This is a genomic window from Reichenbachiella sp. 5M10 (assembly GCF_002742335.1).
Taxonomy (GTDB): Bacteria; Bacteroidota; Bacteroidia; order Cytophagales; family Cyclobacteriaceae; genus Reichenbachiella.
The window spans coordinates 3,963,823-3,980,134 of the sequence record NZ_MDGR01000007.1 but is presented as its reverse complement, the minus strand read 5'-3'; the positions used below and the strand labels follow the sequence as shown (position 1 = coordinate 3,980,134).

11 protein-coding genes and 2 tRNA genes are annotated in these 16,312 nt (G+C 45.5%); 9 read left to right on the top strand and 4 right to left on the bottom strand.

What is annotated here, in order from left to right; all coding sequences use genetic code 11:
* The first annotated feature begins 11 nt into the window (after positions 1–11).
* The 3 genes from murF to BFP72_RS16160 all read left to right on the top strand — a co-directional run bounded on the left by murF (position 12) and on the right by BFP72_RS16160 (position 2,117).
* Entirely contained in the window at positions 12–1,292 is a 1,281-nt protein-coding gene (gene murF / locus BFP72_RS16170) for a UDP-N-acetylmuramoyl-tripeptide--D-alanyl-D-alanine ligase (RefSeq protein ID WP_255397238.1), read from the top strand.
* Complete coding sequence (locus tag BFP72_RS16165; protein WP_099600124.1) at positions 1,283–1,939, top strand: DUF2461 domain-containing protein; 657 nt, start codon at positions 1,283–1,285, stop codon at positions 1,937–1,939. Before murF ends, BFP72_RS16165 begins: the two co-directional genes overlap by 10 nt.
* A gap of 100 nt (positions 1,940–2,039) precedes the next feature.
* Positions 2,040–2,117 (top strand) — tRNA-Val (locus BFP72_RS16160).
* A 230-nt stretch (positions 2,118–2,347) separates the two neighbouring features.
* Here the strand turns inward: BFP72_RS16160 and BFP72_RS16155 are convergent.
* Positions 2,348–2,707 (bottom strand): LytTR family DNA-binding domain-containing protein, encoded by a 360-nt coding sequence (locus BFP72_RS16155; RefSeq protein WP_099600123.1) that lies wholly within the window; start codon positions 2,705–2,707, stop codon positions 2,348–2,350.
* An 87-nt stretch (positions 2,708–2,794) separates the two neighbouring features.
* On the opposite strand from BFP72_RS16155, the gene BFP72_RS16150 reads away from it, so the two are divergent.
* Positions 2,795–3,931: a cysteine desulfurase family protein gene (locus BFP72_RS16150; RefSeq protein ID WP_099600122.1), complete on the top strand. Its 1,137-nt coding sequence runs from the start codon at positions 2,795–2,797 to the stop codon at positions 3,929–3,931.
* A gap of 30 nt (positions 3,932–3,961) precedes the next feature.
* On the opposite strand, the gene hemH is transcribed toward BFP72_RS16150, so the two are convergent.
* Both hemH and BFP72_RS16140 read right to left on the bottom strand, forming a co-directional pair.
* Positions 3,962–4,966 (bottom strand): ferrochelatase, encoded by a 1,005-nt coding sequence (hemH, locus tag BFP72_RS16145; RefSeq protein ID WP_099600121.1) that lies wholly within the window; start codon positions 4,964–4,966, stop codon positions 3,962–3,964.
* A gap of 592 nt (positions 4,967–5,558) precedes the next feature.
* Positions 5,559–5,632, bottom strand: a tRNA-Asn gene (locus BFP72_RS16140).
* Positions 5,633–5,926: 294 nt separating this feature from the next.
* Between BFP72_RS16140 and BFP72_RS16135 the strand changes: the two genes are divergently transcribed.
* The 4 genes from BFP72_RS16135 to BFP72_RS16120 all read left to right on the top strand — a co-directional run bounded on the left by BFP72_RS16135 (position 5,927) and on the right by BFP72_RS16120 (position 12,940).
* Positions 5,927–6,364, top strand: coding sequence for an Hsp20/alpha crystallin family protein (locus BFP72_RS16135; RefSeq protein ID WP_099600120.1), 438 nt, complete (start codon positions 5,927–5,929; stop codon positions 6,362–6,364).
* Positions 6,365–6,505: 141 nt separating this feature from the next.
* A complete protein-coding gene (locus tag BFP72_RS16130) occupies positions 6,506–7,993 on the top strand; it encodes a Do family serine endopeptidase (protein WP_099600119.1) in 1,488 nt (495 codons plus the stop codon).
* Positions 7,994–8,373: 380 nt separating this feature from the next.
* Positions 8,374–9,918, top strand: a complete 1,545-nt coding sequence (locus BFP72_RS16125) for an aldehyde dehydrogenase family protein (protein ID WP_099600118.1) — start codon at positions 8,374–8,376, stop codon at positions 9,916–9,918.
* A 130-nt stretch (positions 9,919–10,048) separates the two neighbouring features.
* Positions 10,049–12,940: a two-component regulator propeller domain-containing protein gene (locus tag BFP72_RS16120; RefSeq protein ID WP_158233439.1), complete on the top strand. Its 2,892-nt coding sequence runs from the start codon at positions 10,049–10,051 to the stop codon at positions 12,938–12,940.
* A 45-nt stretch (positions 12,941–12,985) separates the two neighbouring features.
* Here the strand turns inward: BFP72_RS16120 and acs are convergent, their stop codons facing one another.
* Positions 12,986–14,917, bottom strand: coding sequence for an acetate--CoA ligase (gene acs, locus BFP72_RS16115; protein ID WP_255397277.1), 1,932 nt, complete (start codon positions 14,915–14,917; stop codon positions 12,986–12,988).
* A gap of 146 nt (positions 14,918–15,063) precedes the next feature.
* Here acs and BFP72_RS16110 point away from each other — a divergent pair, with 146 nt between their 5' ends.
* Complete coding sequence (locus tag BFP72_RS16110; protein ID WP_099600115.1) at positions 15,064–16,233, top strand: AIR synthase related protein; 1,170 nt, start codon at positions 15,064–15,066, stop codon at positions 16,231–16,233.
* Positions 16,234–16,312: the final 79 nt, after the last annotated feature.

Genomic DNA, 16,312 nt, shown 5'->3' with positions numbered 1-16,312 from the left:
AGAACAAAAGATTGAAAGAAATCATTTCGAATTTATACAGTAAGTTTTTGGGGAGTACGGGGGTCAATACGGACACGCGTACTGTTGAAGCAGGACAAATATTTTTCGCATTGCGTGGAGATCATTTTGATGGAAATCAATATGCTCAATCGGCCTTGCAAGCGGGGGCGGCATGGGCAGTCATGGATGACCCGCGATTGGCGCTGGAGGGTGGTGAGCGGTGCATCTTGGTAGATGATGTGCTGGAGACGCTTCAGGAGCTGGCACAGCATCATCGTCGACAGTTTGATATCCCGGTTTTAGGGATCACTGGGTCCAATGGTAAGACAACTACAAAGGAGCTTACGGCTAGAGCACTGTCGGAGGAGTATAATGTTCACTATACGCAAGGAAATCTCAACAATCATATTGGGGTTCCGCTTACTCTACTGAGTATGCCCGCGGATACAGAGTTTGCGATCATTGAGATGGGGGCCAATCATCTAGGAGATATTGCGCTGCTATGTACGATTGCCGAACCTACCCATGGTTTGATCACTAATATTGGTACAGCCCATATTGGAGAGTTTGGCGGGAGAGAGAATGTCATCCGTGCCAAGAGCGAACTCTTCGATTACCTGCGCCGGACTGATGGTTTACCTTTTATCAATAAGCTGGATCCGGTTTTGGTCAACATGTCCAAGCGGTTTGGAACAGCCATTGAATTTCCCAACGAGGGATGTAAATTGATCGAAGCGTCTCCATATGTCAACTATGCAGATGAGGAGGATGATGAGCACAGCACGGAGATAATAGGTGAATACAACTACATGAATATCGCTGCGGCGGTGACTGTAGCGAGGTATTTTGAGATCGAATACCCTTACAATGCGATCGATCAGTATGTTCCTGCCAACAACCGTTCACAAATCCTTGAGCTCGGGACCAATACGGTCATACTAGATGCCTATAATGCCAACCCAGACTCTATGAAGGCTGCTTTGGAAAACCTGGCACACATGACAGGTGTACGGAAGATAGCCATGCTGGGAGAGATGAAGGAGCTTGGAGAGTACGCAATAGAGGAACACGAAAAAGTAGTGGAAGTTGCGGAAGGGCTTGGGATAAAGAATTTGTATTTGGTGGGCAATGAATTCAAAAAGGCTTCGGAGTTTGTGCATGTGCTCATGGATGTCGAGCGTCTGATTGAATACCTCAAGGCGGACAAGATCTCAGGGGCGACAGTACTGATCAAAGGCTCAAGAAGCATGCAGATGGAGCGGCTAATTCAAACCAAAGAAATATGGGACTGAGTGGGGTGATTGAGTTTTTGACGGAGCTGAGTCATAACAACAACAAAGAGTGGTTTGATGCGAATCGTAAGAGGTATGAGGCGTGTCGTGCGACCTTTATCTCACTAGTGGGAGAGTTGATCGAGGGGATTGCCGCTTTTGATCCTTCTGTCATCGGAGTGGACCCTAGAAAGTGTGTTTTTCGTATCAATCGAGACATTCGTTTTGCCAAAGACAAGACGCCATATAAAACCAATTTTGGAGCACTTATAGGTGAGCAAGGTAAAAAGACCGAGGGGACCGGGTATTATATTCATATTGCACCTGGGCATCACTTCATCGGTGGGGGTATGTACAAACCACAACCAGACAGCTTGGCTAATATTAGGCAAGAGATCGACTACAATGGGGCTAGCCTGAAAGAGATTCTCGATGAGCCAGATTTCAAACAGACTTTTGGGCAAGTACGAGGGGAGCAATTAAAGACAGCACCAAAGGGCTACCCAAAGGATCACCCCATGATCGAGATATTGCGGTACAAGAGCTTCTATGTGCTACGGGAGATGAGTGAGGGAGAGTTAACGGCTAAGAACTTTGTAGAAGAAGCGGTGAGGACCTATGCAAAGGCGGGTAAATTCAATCAATTCTTAAAAAATGCAATTAATTGAAAATTATTTCTAGAATCATTTGGAATAATACGAATGGTTTCTATTTTTGCACTCCCAAATCAACGGATTTAGGAACAAGTAGTGAAAAAAGCACACACTTGGGCGCTTAGCTCAGCTGGTTCAGAGCACCTCGTTTACACCGAGGGGGTCGGGGGTTCGAATCCCTCAGCGCCCACCAAAGACAGTCAATATTGGCTGTCTTTTTTTGTGTTTATACTTTTGGTGTTGTTATTCTTCAGCATGGCTTCACGGGCATGGTATAGATGGTTGTTTCGTTCAAAAGAAGGATAACGAACTAGGCTGTTGAATTGGCTATTACTCGTTTTTGTAAAAGTACACTGAATGTTTGCCTCTCCTGTCCGATGCATGCTCAGCCTTGAGCGTCCTGCGATTTGGTCTGTAGTTGGGTTACAGTACCTTGATGAGGATGTCGGAGATTTGCTCGGCGGATTTGATAGGCTTGGAGATGAATCCATGGATGCCCTTCTTTTGTGCTGTTTCTAGGTGCTCCCAGTGGGATGTGATCATGATGACAACAGGATCGTAATCTAAAGCCTCCACAAAGGCAAAGCCGTTGATGTCAGGCATATCAATGTCTAAGAATATGATCTCTGGTTTGAGTTGGTCTACCTTGACGAGAGCTGACAAGGGGCTTGTGTAGCAAGCTTGCAGTTCCAAGTAGTCCAATTGATTGATTTTACTGGTTAGAATCTCGATGAATAATCTGTCGTCATCGATACAAACACAACTGTACGTCTCTTTTTTCATAGCTGAATGATAAGGTAGGCGGAAAGGAGGGTTTGTCAATTCAGAAATTTCTGCGAATATATATGTTTTGCCTTTTACTTTTGCGGAATGAAAGTATATCTAGATAATTCTGCCACGACGCCCGTGGATCCCAAAGTGCTAGAGGCGATGATGCCTTATTTTACGGAAGTGTTTGGGAATCCTTCATCTATCCATTCTCATGGTCGTGAGGCTAGGTCGGTGGTGGAGCGTTCTAGAAAAAAAATTGCCGAATTGCTGAATACTTCTCCTGCGGAGATTTTTTTTACATCGGGTGGTACCGAGGCTGACAATACGGCGATTGTGTCTACGGTGCGTTCGCAAAGCGTGCGTGTGGCGATTACTTCAGCTTTGGAGCATCATGCTGTGTTGCATACGTTGCAGGCTTTGGAGAGGGCCGGGGAGGTCAAGGTTCAGTATGTGAGGCTGTTGGAGGATGGGGCCTTGGATATGGTTCATCTGGAGGAGTTGCTCAAAGCGAACCCAAGGTCTCTGGTGTCCTTGATGCATGCCAATAATGAATTGGGGAACCTGAATGATATACATCGTATCGGGCTGCTTTGTCGTGCACATGACGCGGTGTTTCACTCGGATACGGTGCAGGCTATGGGCAAGTATGTGCATGACCTGTCACAGTTGCCTGTGGATTTTGTGGTAGGTGCAGCACACAAGATCTACGGGCCAAAGGGAGTCGGTTTTTTGTATATCAACCACGAGACGAAAATCAACCCACTGATTTATGGAGGTGCTCAGGAGCGCAATATGCGTGGTGGTACGGAGAACCTTGCGGGAATTGTGGGGTTGTCGACGGCACTGGAATTGGCGTATGCAGGTATGGAGTCCAATCGCAGGCATATAGAGGCGTTGAAAGTGCTCTTGATTGATCAGCTCAAAGAAAAGGTGTCTGGAGTGACGTTCAATGGGTTGTCGAGCGATCTTTCGCAGAGTCTCTATTCTGTGGTCAATGTAGGGATACCAGAGTCGGAAGAGAACGATATGCTCTTGTTCAATCTAGATATCAAAGGTGTGTCCGTTTCTGGGGGAAGTGCCTGCTCGAGCGGATCTAGTATAGGTTCACATGTGTTGGAGGCGATCGGTTCTGATCCCAATCGTGGGGCAATCCGTTTTTCTTTCTCCAAATTCACTACCAAGCAAGAAGTGGTTTATGCCGTAGAAGCTCTTGCGGATATTATAAATGGCAGGTAAATAGCGCGGCGTATGTTGTGGTGTTGTTGCTTAGTGTTTTGCCATTTCTGCTACGCAATCAATCCATGACTCTTCGACATTTAGGCTTGGTACCAAATCCCACTGTTCTCCTCCTGCGTTTATGAAGTCTTCCCTATAGGTCTGTCCAACTTCGAAAGTGGTTTCTAGGCAATCAGAAATAAAGGCCGGAGAGAAAGCTAGTACTTTCTTTATTCCTTCTTCTGCTAATTCGACAAGTTTGTGGTCAGTGTAAGGTTGTATCCATGGGTTTTTGCCAAGGCGAGATTGAAACGCAGTGGTGACTTGGCTTTCGTCTAAGTTGAGTTTTTCTATGACGCGCCGTGTGGTTTCGAAACATTGGGCACGGTAGCAGTATTTGTTGGCGGGTCCGTAGTGGTTGCAGCAGCTTCCTAGGGAACATTTGCTGATCTCCGCTTTGTAAATTTGTCTTTCGGGCAACCCATGGTAACTGAAGACGAAATGATCGTAGTTGGTGTCTTTCATTAGTTTTCGGGCATTGGCGGCTATAGTTTCGATGAAGAGTTCCTGGTCTACAAATTGATCCACAATTTCTAATTTTGGAATGACCTGCCATTTAGAAACGATTCGCATGACTTCTTCAATTACAGAGCCGGTAGAGGCAGAGGCATATTGAGGGAATAGCGGGATCACTTTGATTGAATTGACTTTGGCAGCTTTGAGTTGGTTGAGGCCTTTTTGGATTGAGGGGGATTGATACCTCATTGCCAAGACGACTTCATAGTCTTTGCCAAGTTTCTTTTGAGTTGCTTGAGTCAGATCTTCTCCATAGTATTTCAAGGGGGAGCCCCTGTCTTCCCAAAGTTTTTGGTATTCTTTGGCTGATTTAGGTCCACGAAACGGGACAATGATTAGGTTGATCAATAGCCACCGCGAGAGAAAAGGGATGTCAATGACACGGCCGTCCATTAAAAATTCGCGCAGATACTTTCTTACATGTGGGACACTTGGGCTGTCGGGTGTGCCAAGGTTGACTAACAGAACTCCTTTCTTCATGGCGCAAATCTAAAGATGAGTGATGGAATTAGTGAGGTTAGGGCAAAAAAATAGCTCCAGAATGAGAGTTCTGGAGCCAGCAGCATTTTGAGAAAAATTAATTATTATGTACTGGCTAAATAAGGGGGTAATTATTTTAGAATCCTGCCAAATGACTTCATAATCCTGCCAATATGAATGAATTGAATCGTTTTTGCGTGTTTTTGGCGTGAGGAGCTGTAGGTGTCTGGGTTTCCGTGTCGAGTTTTTGTTGTGGTTGGAGGGTGGTATATGTAGGGAAGTGTTGGTCCTATTGTTTCCAATTTTATGAATGAAGACGGATCAGTTCGTGTCTCTAGGGGAGAGATAGTAGGTCACTTCGTTATTCAAGGTTCATTGTTCGAAATTTGTTTTTGAGTTTTTATAGATGTCCACCTATTATCATTCTTTGAGGTAGTGTTTGAATGATTGGAATAATGAGTGCTCTATGTCAGAAGGTTGATTTGTATCCCAACCATACAGGCTGATCTGTATGGCTTCTTGTGGAGGGGTTGGTTTTGAGGTTGGAGAGAAGTGAAATAAAAAAGCCGTTGAAGTTCTTTCAACGGCTTTGCTCCTCTTGTTGGACTCGAACCAACGACCCTCTGATTAACAGTCAGATGCTCTAACCAACTGAGCTAAAGAGGAATGTTCCCAGAGCAACTTTTTGCCCTCTTTTGATTTGGGAATGCAATGTTAGCAGCTATATTTTAAATTCACAATATTAGTGATGGAAAAAGTTTTTTGATTGGGAGTGATGCTTAAGGCGCAGAGACAAATTGTTGTTCTTTTTTGATAAAAACAAGACAAGTTGACATGTTTGTTTGTGTTTGGTGAATATTTACGGCCGTAATGACATGTTTTTTTTATTGAGAACACTGTTGGCATCAAATTCTCTATAAGCAGGGTACAATTGATTATTAAACTAAAAAACTTAAAAAGATGTCACTTATAACATACAATCCAGCAAAAACACGTAGACCAAGTACCTCGAGATTTTTTGAAGATCTATTCAATGACAATTTCTTTCAGAGTGAAGTGTCGGCGAGCAAGTCATTCGTACCTCAAGTAGATGTATCAGAGACGGATGCTGCTTTTGAGCTGCAGTTTGCGCTACCAGGTTTCAAAAAGGGAGATGTCTCCATAGAACTGAACAACGGTGTACTGACTGTGTCGGGAGAAAGAAAATTTGAAGAAGAGAAAACCAAGAAGAATTTTCATAGTGTGGAGACTAGATATGGTTCGTTCAAAAGAGCCTTTCAAATGCCTGATAACATCAATGATGAAAGTGTCGAGGCAAAATTTGAAGATGGAATACTAAACATTATTATTCCGAAGGACGTAAAGAAGGAACAAAAGAAGAACATAGCAATAAAGTAAGTTTAGGTTAGGTTGGTTTAAACCCCGATTCTTGAAGCCTCAGGGTGGAGAGGTCGGGGTTTTGTGTTAAATATTGTTAAGCAGTGGATCCTCTGTATATTTCTTACGTTAATTGTTCAGATTCCACAAAAGAAGAATGATATGAATACTAGAAAAAACTTTATCGGAATGATGATAGCTTCCTTGCTAGGAGGCGTAGTGGCTATTGGAGGCTATGAGTGGTTGGCACAAGATGCCCCTATGACAAATACAGTCCCAACAACACAAGAGGTTCAGTTTTCTAATTACAATACCACATCAAGTGCAGCAGCCCCAGTAGGTATGAATTTCGTAGATGCTGCCAAAGTGGTGACCCCAGGAGTCGTTCATATTCGTAGTACGATAGCTGCACAGACCACGAGTAGGCAGTCGCGCGATCCCTTTGAACAGTACTTTAGAGATTTTTTTGGAGCCCCTGGAGGAGGACAGTATCAGCAGCGCCCTTCGGTAGGTACTGGTAGTGGCGTCATTTTGAGTCCAGATGGCTACATAGCGACCAACAATCATGTGGTAGAGAATGCGGATGATATTGAAATCTTGCTCAACGACAACAGAACCTATAAAGCAGAGCTTATAGGAACAGATCCTACGACAGATTTGGCCTTGTTGAAGATTGACGAAAAGGGTTTGCCTTTCGTAAAAGTTGGAAATTCGGATGTGGTCGAAGTGGGAGAATGGGTTTTGGCTGTGGGAAACCCTTTTGAATTTCGGTCGACTGTCACGGCAGGTATCATTAGTGCTAAGGGGAGGAATATCAATATTCTAAGAAGTAGAGATCGTTTGCAGATCGAGTCCTTTCTGCAAACGGATGCTGCAGTGAACCCGGGTAATTCAGGAGGAGCACTGGTCAACCTAAATGGTGAACTGGTTGGTATCAATACGGCTATCGCTACACCAACAGGCTCTTATGCAGGGTATTCGTTTGCGGTCCCGGCTAACTTGGTCAATAAAGTGATTGGTGATTTGAAGGAATTTGGTGTCGTGCAGCGTGCCTTACTCGGTATAGGCATACAAGATGTCAATGCTCAACTGGCCGAGGAAGAAGATCTAGGCATCTTGCAAGGGGTGTATGTATCTGGTGTAAATCCTAACAGTGGGGCGGAAGAAGCAGGGATAAAAGCGGGAGATGTGATCATTGCGATCAATGGCAAGCGTGTCAACAAGACTTCTGAACTGCAAGAGAAAGTAGCACTTAATCGGCCTGGTGATAAGGTCCAGGTAACCTTGTGGAGAGATGGCAAAGAGAAGACCGTGTCAGCCACTTTGCAAAACACACTGGGAACGACCGCAACAGTCGCTGCGACCAATAATAGTGTGACGATTCAAGGAGCGACTTTTGAGGATCTGTCCAAAGAGGAGCAAGCGAAGTTTGGAGTCAAAGGAGGGGCAAAGCTTGTCGTGTTGGAGAATGGCGTCTGGAAAGAAGCAGGCATACATGAAGGGTTCGTAGTGACACGTATCGATCGTGGAGATATACTCAATGTTGAACAATTGTCTCAAGTTTTGGCCAGTGGATCCAATGGGTCAGGCATCTTGATTGAGGGATATTATGAAAACGGACAAAAGGCTTACTACGGAATAGGGTGGTGACACATCTATTTTCTTTCTTTGTGAACCATACATTTGTCAGTGCGTGGTGCCTTAGACGAGGAAGACCATACAGGAATAGAGGCTGTATGAACGACTCAGTAACTATTCATATAGTTTGATATGTAGGTAAAGATAAAGAATTAGCGTGGCTAACAATTTGGAACGCCCAGTCTGAAAAAGACTGGGCGTTCTTTTTTAGAGACGGTTATGGCTAGATCAAAACGAACGTATTTTTGAGAGGTGTGCTCTGACATTTTACTTACTTTTGAGAAAGTCATATTCAGCGATTCTCGGGTCATTGGACATAAGAATCTGTTGCAGATGAGTGCATATTTATAGTAGGGCGATGGTTCTACTGAGTTAAACAAAAACCCAAAATCATGTCTAAAGAATACGGAATACAGGACGCGCTTAAAAATCTCGATCTCAATACTGCAGAGTTAGGGTCGAGTACAGGGAGCTGCTGGTTGCCTTCTACGGGTACGGCCATTGCCTCTTATTCTCCAGCGGATGGTCAGCTGATCGGTACAGTACAGTCAGCCGATCCATCTACTTACACCAAGATAGTAGAGACTGCTGCTGCTGCTTTCAAAAAATGGAGAGAGATTCCTGCACCCAAACGAGGAGAAGTCGTGAGACAACTCGGAGATGCGCTGAGAGAAAAGAAACAAGCACTCGGTAAGTTAGTGTCCTATGAAATGGGTAAGTCCTATCAGGAAGGGCTTGGCGAAGTGCAGGAAATGATTGATATCTGCGATTTTGCGGTGGGGCTATCTCGTCAGCTTTATGGCTTGACGATGCATTCGGAGAGACCCGGGCACAGGATGTATGAGCAGTACCATCCTTTGGGCATTGTAGGGATTATTTCTGCCTTCAATTTTCCTGTCGCAGTCTGGGCATGGAATACTGCCTTGGCGTGGGTTTGTGGAGATGTTGCCGTGTGGAAGCCGAGTGAAAAAACACCACTGACCGCTATTGCTTGTCAAAAAATCACCGCCAAGGTATTTGCGCACAATGATGTACCAGAGGGAGTCAGCAACCTATTGATTGGCGATGCCCAAATGGGGCAGTTGCTCAGTGCAGATACGAGAGTCCCTTTGGTGTCGGCCACTGGATCTACCCGAATGGGAAAAGCGGTAGGACAGACTGTGGGACAACGACTCGGTAGAGCATTGCTTGAGCTGGGAGGGAACAATGCGATCATCATTACCCCAAATGCAGACTTGGATATGTCTCTAATTGGAGCAGTATTCGGGGCGGTGGGTACATGTGGTCAGCGCTGTACTTCTACACGCAGACTGATCATTCACGAAGATATATTTGACGAGGTTGTGGCCAAGCTGAAAAGTGCCTACGGGCAATTGAAAATAGGTAACCCACTTGATGAGCAGAACCATGTAGGGCCACTGATAGATAAGGAGGCTGTACAGATGTATCAAGAGGCGATAGCCAAGGCCAAAGCAGAAGGTGCCAAAACTGTAGTGGATGGAGAGATCTTGGTAGGGGGCGGTTATGAATCTGAATGCTATGTCAAGCCCGCGATATTCGAAGCTCGCAATGATTTTGAGATTGTACAGCACGAAACCTTTGCCCCGATCTTGTATTTGATTCGCTATGCTACTTTAGATGAGGCGATTGCTCTGCAGAATGATGTGCCCCAAGGGTTGTCTTCTGCGATTATGACACGTGACATGCGTGAGTCAGAGCAATTTTTGTCTTTCGCAGGGTCGGATTGTGGCATAGCCAATGTCAATATCGGAACTTCAGGTGCAGAAATCGGTGGAGCCTTTGGTGGAGAAAAGGAAACTGGAGGAGGACGTGAATCTGGCTCAGACGCTTGGAAAGTGTATATGCGGAGACAGACCAACACGATCAATTACACCAATGACTTGCCATTGGCACAAGGGATTAAATTCGAATTTTAGTGGCTTTGTGATCAATGTAGTAGGGCTTAGGAGCTTTTTATTTTATATTAGAAAATACTTAATCCCTATGTCTCGACAACAGCACCCTCTTTTGTATTCCCTTTGGGTCACTTTTTTTTTCCTTTTTGGAATGCAGGTTGCCGTATGTGGAAATGTGCGATCATCTGATCTTTCTGCTCCTAAGTTAGATTTTCATCATATAGATGGCTTGTACAACAATCAAATCACGGCCTTTTGTCAAGATGATAAAGGCTACATATGGATAGGGACAAACAATGGACTGCACCGCTACGACGGGGAGAAATACCGCCTGTTTTTAAACAATGGGGACTCGTCATCACTCAACTCCAGTCGCGTCAAGTGTCTATTAGAAGATAGCAAGGGGATGTTTTGGATGGGAGCTACTGATGGACTGTGTCGGTATGTGTCAGAGACAGACAAGTTTGAAAACCTAAATGTGGAGGAGAGATACTTTCCAGAATTGTCCTACCCCAATGTAATTATGGATCTTGTGGAGGATACTGTGCTCCGCCAACTGTGGGTTGCGAGTTTGTCCGAAGGATTACTCGTCTATGATTATGAAACCAACCGGTTGACACCTTTTTTTGCCAAAGGAGAGGAGACACCCCTGGCAAATTATCCACTTCACAGTTTGGCTTTGAGGGCGTTGGCTTTGGATGTTCAGAGGCATCAATTGTGGATTGGGCACAATGCCAAGGGGCTAAATTATCTTGATTTGAAAACCAATCAGGTGTATAATTTGCCCTTGCGAGATCAGAATGGACAAGATGTACAGTCCATTGTAGCACTAGAACTGATCGATGCTGATCATTTGTGGGTCGGTACAGCCGAAGATGGGGTTTTCGAGGTTGACCTAAGTCAAGGTTCCCCTGCCGTCGGTCGACAAATGGTACATATGGCTGGACAGAAGTATTCGTTGCGAAACAATTTTATAACCTCAATCTATTTGGATAGAGAGGGTCATGTTTGGGTATGCAATGATAATGGTGGATTGCATCGATACGACTCTTTGGTAGAGGGCTTTTACAACTACGTGCCCGACAACTCTCCCAATTCGATTACCAATATGTCTATACGATGTGTCTACCAAGATCGCCAAAATCGACTTTGGGTAGGGACTGCTCTAGAGGGGGTAGATGTGGTGGACCCGTACCTTAATAAATTTTATCACATCAGAAAGACACACGCAAAGAGCCTCAGCTTGAGCAATAACATCATTCGTGATTTTCATGAAGATGAAAGGGGGAGAATATGGATAGCGACGGATGGAGGAGGGATCAATGTTTACGACCCAAATAATGAATCCGTGGAGTTGATTCGATGGGATGATCATATAGAAACGTCCCTTTCTTCAGATGCTGTATTGACGATGTTGGATATTGGAGAGAGTCAACTTATGGTAGGTACCTGGAATGGAGGAATCAACATCATAGATACCGAGACGTTCGAAGTGAAGCGGTTTTTGCCTGAGAAGACAGCTCTCAACAGTGTTTTTGAATTGATTCAGGACAAAGACGGAATGATTTGGGCAACTGGTTTTGCTTGTGGTGTACAGCGTATCGATATGTCATCAGGAGAGGTCCAGAGCTATCGGTATGATCGGCAAAACCCAAATAGTTTGAAAAGTGATTTGACTTTTGCGTTATACGAAGACAGTCGAGGGGATATTTGGGTAGGTGGGGAAGCGAGTGGCCTGTATTTGCTACGGTATGAAAACAAGAACCGTGGGTATTTCGAGCCGCTTCAGTTCAATGATGATGAGTCATTTGATATTGCCAATGATTGGGTTGCTCAAATTATTGAAGGAAAGGATCGTCGTATATATTGTGCGACTTCCTCAGGGCTCATAAGAGTGGACAGTGAGACCATGGAGTTTGAGCGAGTGTTAGAGGAGAAATTGCCTGCATCTGACATTCGATCGATTGTTCAAGATGATCGGGGAGACTTTTGGTTTGCGACTATTCGGGGATTGAGCAAGTATCTAGTAGAGAGTGACTCTGTGGTGAATTATTCATCCAGAGATGGATTGCAGCAAGGCAAATTCACGAAAAACACCTTCTATAAAAGTCGTACAGGTAGGATATATGTCGGTGGGACTGAGGGGGTCAATTATTTCGATCCAGCTCAAATGCCCTTCAATAGCTTCGCCCCTGAGGTGTATATTTCGGGGTTGAAGCTTTTCAATAAGAAGGTATTGCCAGGGGACTCTACAGGTCTGATCGCACAACATCTCAGTACAGTAGATGAGGTGGTTTTCGATAGCGACCAATGGCAGTTTACGATTGGGTATGTGGCGCTCAACTATACGCGTCCAGAGTACACGACCTATGCTTATCAGCTCGAAGGAATGGATAATCGATGGAATTATGTAGGACACCAAACGGAAGCAACTTATTCTCATCTTCCCTATGGTTCGTATGTATTCAAGGTCAAGGCAGCCAATAATGATGGGGTATGGCAAGAGACTCCTGCATCAATTCGCATTGTGATCTTGCCTCCGTGGTGGCTCAAGTGGTGGGTGATTGTACTGGAAGTGATTGGGGTAGCGTTGGTCGTATATTTGATCGTGAGATGGCGTACACTCAACTTGTACCGACGAGAGCGTAGACTCAAAAACATGGTCAAGGAAAGGACCGCATTGCTCAGTGAGAAGAATATGGAACTGGAAGGACTCAACAAAGCAATCATGGATCAAGCCGATGAATTGAAAGCCTACAATGATGCTCTCAACGAGATGAATGAAAAGCTTGAAGAATTGGTACAGATTCGTACCCATGAGATTCGCGAGAAAAATGAAAAGTTGACCAAGTTTGCATTTGACAATGCGCACAGAGTGCGGGGTCCCCTCACACGTATCATGGGTATGATAGCTTTGGTCAAGAAGACCAGTTCAGAAGAAAAGAAATTTTGGATGGACAAGATCGAGGAATCTTCCTACGAGATGGATGAGATCACCAAAAGTATGGGGAGTGAAATCGAAGAGCATCTGAAGGAGGAATAACCCCCCAAAGGATGACTCTGGGGGATTAAAAGTGTTTGGGAGGTATTATTGTGCTCCCTTGATGATCTCGTCTACGACCTCTGGATTGAGTAGTGTAGAGGTATCACCTAAGCTAGACGTATCATTTTCAGCTACCTTTCGGAGGATTCGACGCATGATTTTGCCAGATCGGGTTTTGGGCAATCCCGACACGATCTGTACCTTGTCTGGTTTGGCGATTGGTCCGATGATTTTGCTGACCGTTGCACGGATCTCTTCTTTGAGGTTTGCCTCTGTACGCCCTTCCATGTCACAGATGACATAAGCATAGATGCCTTGTCCTTTGATGTCATGTGGGAAACCGACTACTGCCGATTCGATGACTTTTGGGTGCTCGTTGATGGCATTTTCTACTTCGGCAGTACCCATTCTGTGACCGGATACATTGATCACATCATCGACTCGCCCAAGGATACGATAGTATCCGTCTTCATCTCGTTTGGCTCCATCTCCAGTGAAATACATGCCTTTGTAGGTGGAGAAGTAGGTATTGATGCAGCGCTCGTGATCACCATAGGTGGTGCGTATCATCGAGGGCCAGGCGTGGCTGATGCACAGATTACCCTGTACTCCATTTCCTTTCAAGATTTTGCCGTCCGCATCTACGATCACAGGTCGTATGCCTGGTAGGGGCAGTGTCGCGTAGGCGGGTTTGGTAGGCGTCAACCCTGCAAGAGGCGAAATCATAATGCCACCCGTCTCGGTCTGCCACCAGGTATCGACAATCGGACATTTGCCTTTGCCGATATGATCGTGGTACCAGTGCCATGCTTCTTCGTTGATGGGTTCTCCTACCGTGCCGAGCACTTTGAGAGAGTCTAGTTTGTAGGGGGTGACAGCTTCTAGACCATAGGCTTGTAAGGCTCGGATGGCTGTCGGAGCAGTATAAAATTGATTGACCTTGTATTTGTCGACGATTTCCCAAAACCTCCCTGGCGTAGGGTAGGTAGGAACTCCCTCAAACATGATTGTAGTCGCCCCTGTCAATAGCGGGCCATAGACAATGTAGGAGTGTCCCGTGATCCACCCCACATCGGCGGTACACCAGTACACATCATCGGTATTGTATTGAAACACGTTTTGGAACGAATACTGGGTGTAGACCATGTAGCCTCCTGTGGTGTGTACGACTCCTTTGGGCTGTCCCGTCGAGCCAGATGTGTACAGGATGAAGAGCATGTCCTCTGAGTCCATTTCCTCGGCCTTATTGTTGGCGTCTACTTTGGCCACTTCGTCATGCCACCATAGGTCTCTGTCTGCCTTCATGACGACAGGCGTCTTGGTGCGCTCTACGACGATGACTTTTTCGACTGTTGTTGTTTTTTCTAGTGCTTCGTCCACGACTGATTTTACGCCGATGGATTTTGCTCCTCTGAAGTTGCCGTCGGAGGTCAAGACCATTTTGGCTTTACAATCGATGATCCGATCGGCAAGTGCTGAGGAGGAAAACCCCGCAAACACAACCGAATGTACAGCACCGATACGTGCACAAGCGAGCATGGCTATGGCCGCCTCTGGGATCATCGGCATGTAAATGATGACGCGATCACCTTTTTGGACCTTGTTGCGGAGTAGCACGTTGGCAAACTCACAGACCTTCTCATGGAGTTGTTTGTAGGTCAAGACAATGTTGTCTTCTTTGGGGTCGTTGGGCTCCCATATGATTGCAGGCTTGTCGCCAATGGTGAATAGGTGGCGTTCGAGGATGTTTTCGGTGATGTTGAGCTTTCCATTGATGAACCACTCTACTTTTCCGTTCTCAAAATCTGATTCTACTACTTTGTCCCATTTTTTTCTCCAGTAAAACTGATTGGCTACTCTCTCCCAAAAGGTGTCTGTATTGGCAACACTTTTTTCGTAGGCCAAAAAGTATTCACTGAGATTTTCTACTTTGCTTAACATGGCATTTTGATTTAGTCTTCTTGTTGGTCTAAATATAATTTTTTTTGCCTCAAGTGGGAGGAAAATTTAGCCGAGAGGCGAATAAAATGCCCTCAATGTCAGTAGAGAATATTCCAAGAACGAATCAATCGACGCAAGAGTAAGTTTATTAGCTTTGCGGCACAATAATATTGCACAATACCATGGACGAAAGATATATGCAGAGAGGCGTGTCGGCCTCTAAAGAAGACGTACACAACGCCATCAAAAACATAGACAAAGGCGTATTCCCAAATGCCTTTTGTAAAATCGTCCCTGATATGCTCGGTGGTAGCGAGGACTACTGCAACATCATGCATGCCGATGGTGCAGGGACCAAGTCGTCTCTGGCCTATATGTATTGGAAAGAAACGGGTGACCTGTCGGTCTGGAAAGGGATCGCACAGGATGCAGTCATCATGAACACCGACGACCTGCTGTGTGTAGGTGCAGTCGACAACATCTTGCTCTCGTCCACGATAGGTAGGAACAAAAATTTGATTCCGGGAGAAGTGCTCACCGCACTGATCGAAGGTACCGAAGAGGTCCTCCAGATGCTCCGTGACAATGGCGTGGATATCAAATCTACGGGTGGTGAAACTGCTGATTTGGGTGATCTCGTACGCACCGTCGTAGTAGACAGTACCGTCATCGGCCGCATGAAAAGAGCCGATGTGATCAGCAATGAGAAAATCAAAGGAGGTGACGTCATCGTCGGACTAGCCTCGTATGGACAGGCCAACTATGAGACCGAGTACAACGGCGGTATGGGTAGCAACGGCTTGACTTCTGCGCGCCATGATGTCTTCGCCAAGAAGTACATGGAGAAGTATCCAGAGTGTTTTGACCCATCTGTACCCGCTGAGCTCATCTACTCAGGGAGCAAGGATTTGCTAGACAAAGTAGAAGGCTCACCGCTAGACGCAGGTAAACTCGTCTTGTCACCGACCAGAACCTACGCGCCTATCATCAAAAAGATACTGGAAAGCTATAGATCACAAATCCATGGTATGGTACACTGTAGCGGTGGCGCCCAAACCAAGGTGCTACACTTCGTCAATGATGTACATGTGATCAAAGACAATCTCTTCGAGATTCCTCCGCTGTTTAAGCTGATCCACGAGGAGAGTGGTACGGACTGGAAAGAAATGTACAAAGTCTTCAACATGGGGCACCGTATGGAACTCTATGTACCAGAAGAGCTAGCAGCAGAGATCATCGCCATTTCGGAATCCTTCGGCGTACCTGCTCAAATCATCGGTCGCGTAGAATCCTCCGAAACCACCAAAGCCACCATCAAAACGGTGAACGGCGAGTTCGAGTATTTGAAGTAATACATGGGTGAACTGTGCTGCTCCATGGGTTTAGAAAAGCCCCATTTTGCTGTATGGAGAATTTTCGGATGGGTAGCGA

Excerpts from the sequence above, each read along its gene's own strand:
- BFP72_RS16165 (WP_099600124.1), top strand. The coding sequence starts at position 1,283 with ATGGGACTGAGTGGGGTGATTGAGTTTTTGACGGAGCTGAGTCATAAC.
- BFP72_RS16130 (WP_099600119.1), top strand. The coding sequence starts at position 6,506 with ATGAATACTAGAAAAAACTTTATCGGAATGATGATAGCTTCCTTGCTA.
- hemH (WP_099600121.1), bottom strand. The coding sequence starts at position 4,966 with ATGAAGAAAGGAGTTCTGTTAGTCAACCTTGGCACACCCGACAGCCCA.
- BFP72_RS16135 (WP_099600120.1), top strand. The coding sequence starts at position 5,927 with ATGTCACTTATAACATACAATCCAGCAAAAACACGTAGACCAAGTACC.
- BFP72_RS16120 (WP_158233439.1), top strand. The coding sequence starts at position 10,049 with ATGCAGGTTGCCGTATGTGGAAATGTGCGATCATCTGATCTTTCTGCT.
- BFP72_RS16155 (WP_099600123.1), bottom strand. The coding sequence starts at position 2,707 with ATGAAAAAAGAGACGTACAGTTGTGTTTGTATCGATGACGACAGATTA.
- BFP72_RS16125 (WP_099600118.1), top strand. The coding sequence starts at position 8,374 with ATGTCTAAAGAATACGGAATACAGGACGCGCTTAAAAATCTCGATCTC.
- BFP72_RS16110 (WP_099600115.1), top strand. The coding sequence starts at position 15,064 with ATGGACGAAAGATATATGCAGAGAGGCGTGTCGGCCTCTAAAGAAGAC.
- BFP72_RS16150 (WP_099600122.1), top strand. The coding sequence starts at position 2,795 with ATGAAAGTATATCTAGATAATTCTGCCACGACGCCCGTGGATCCCAAA.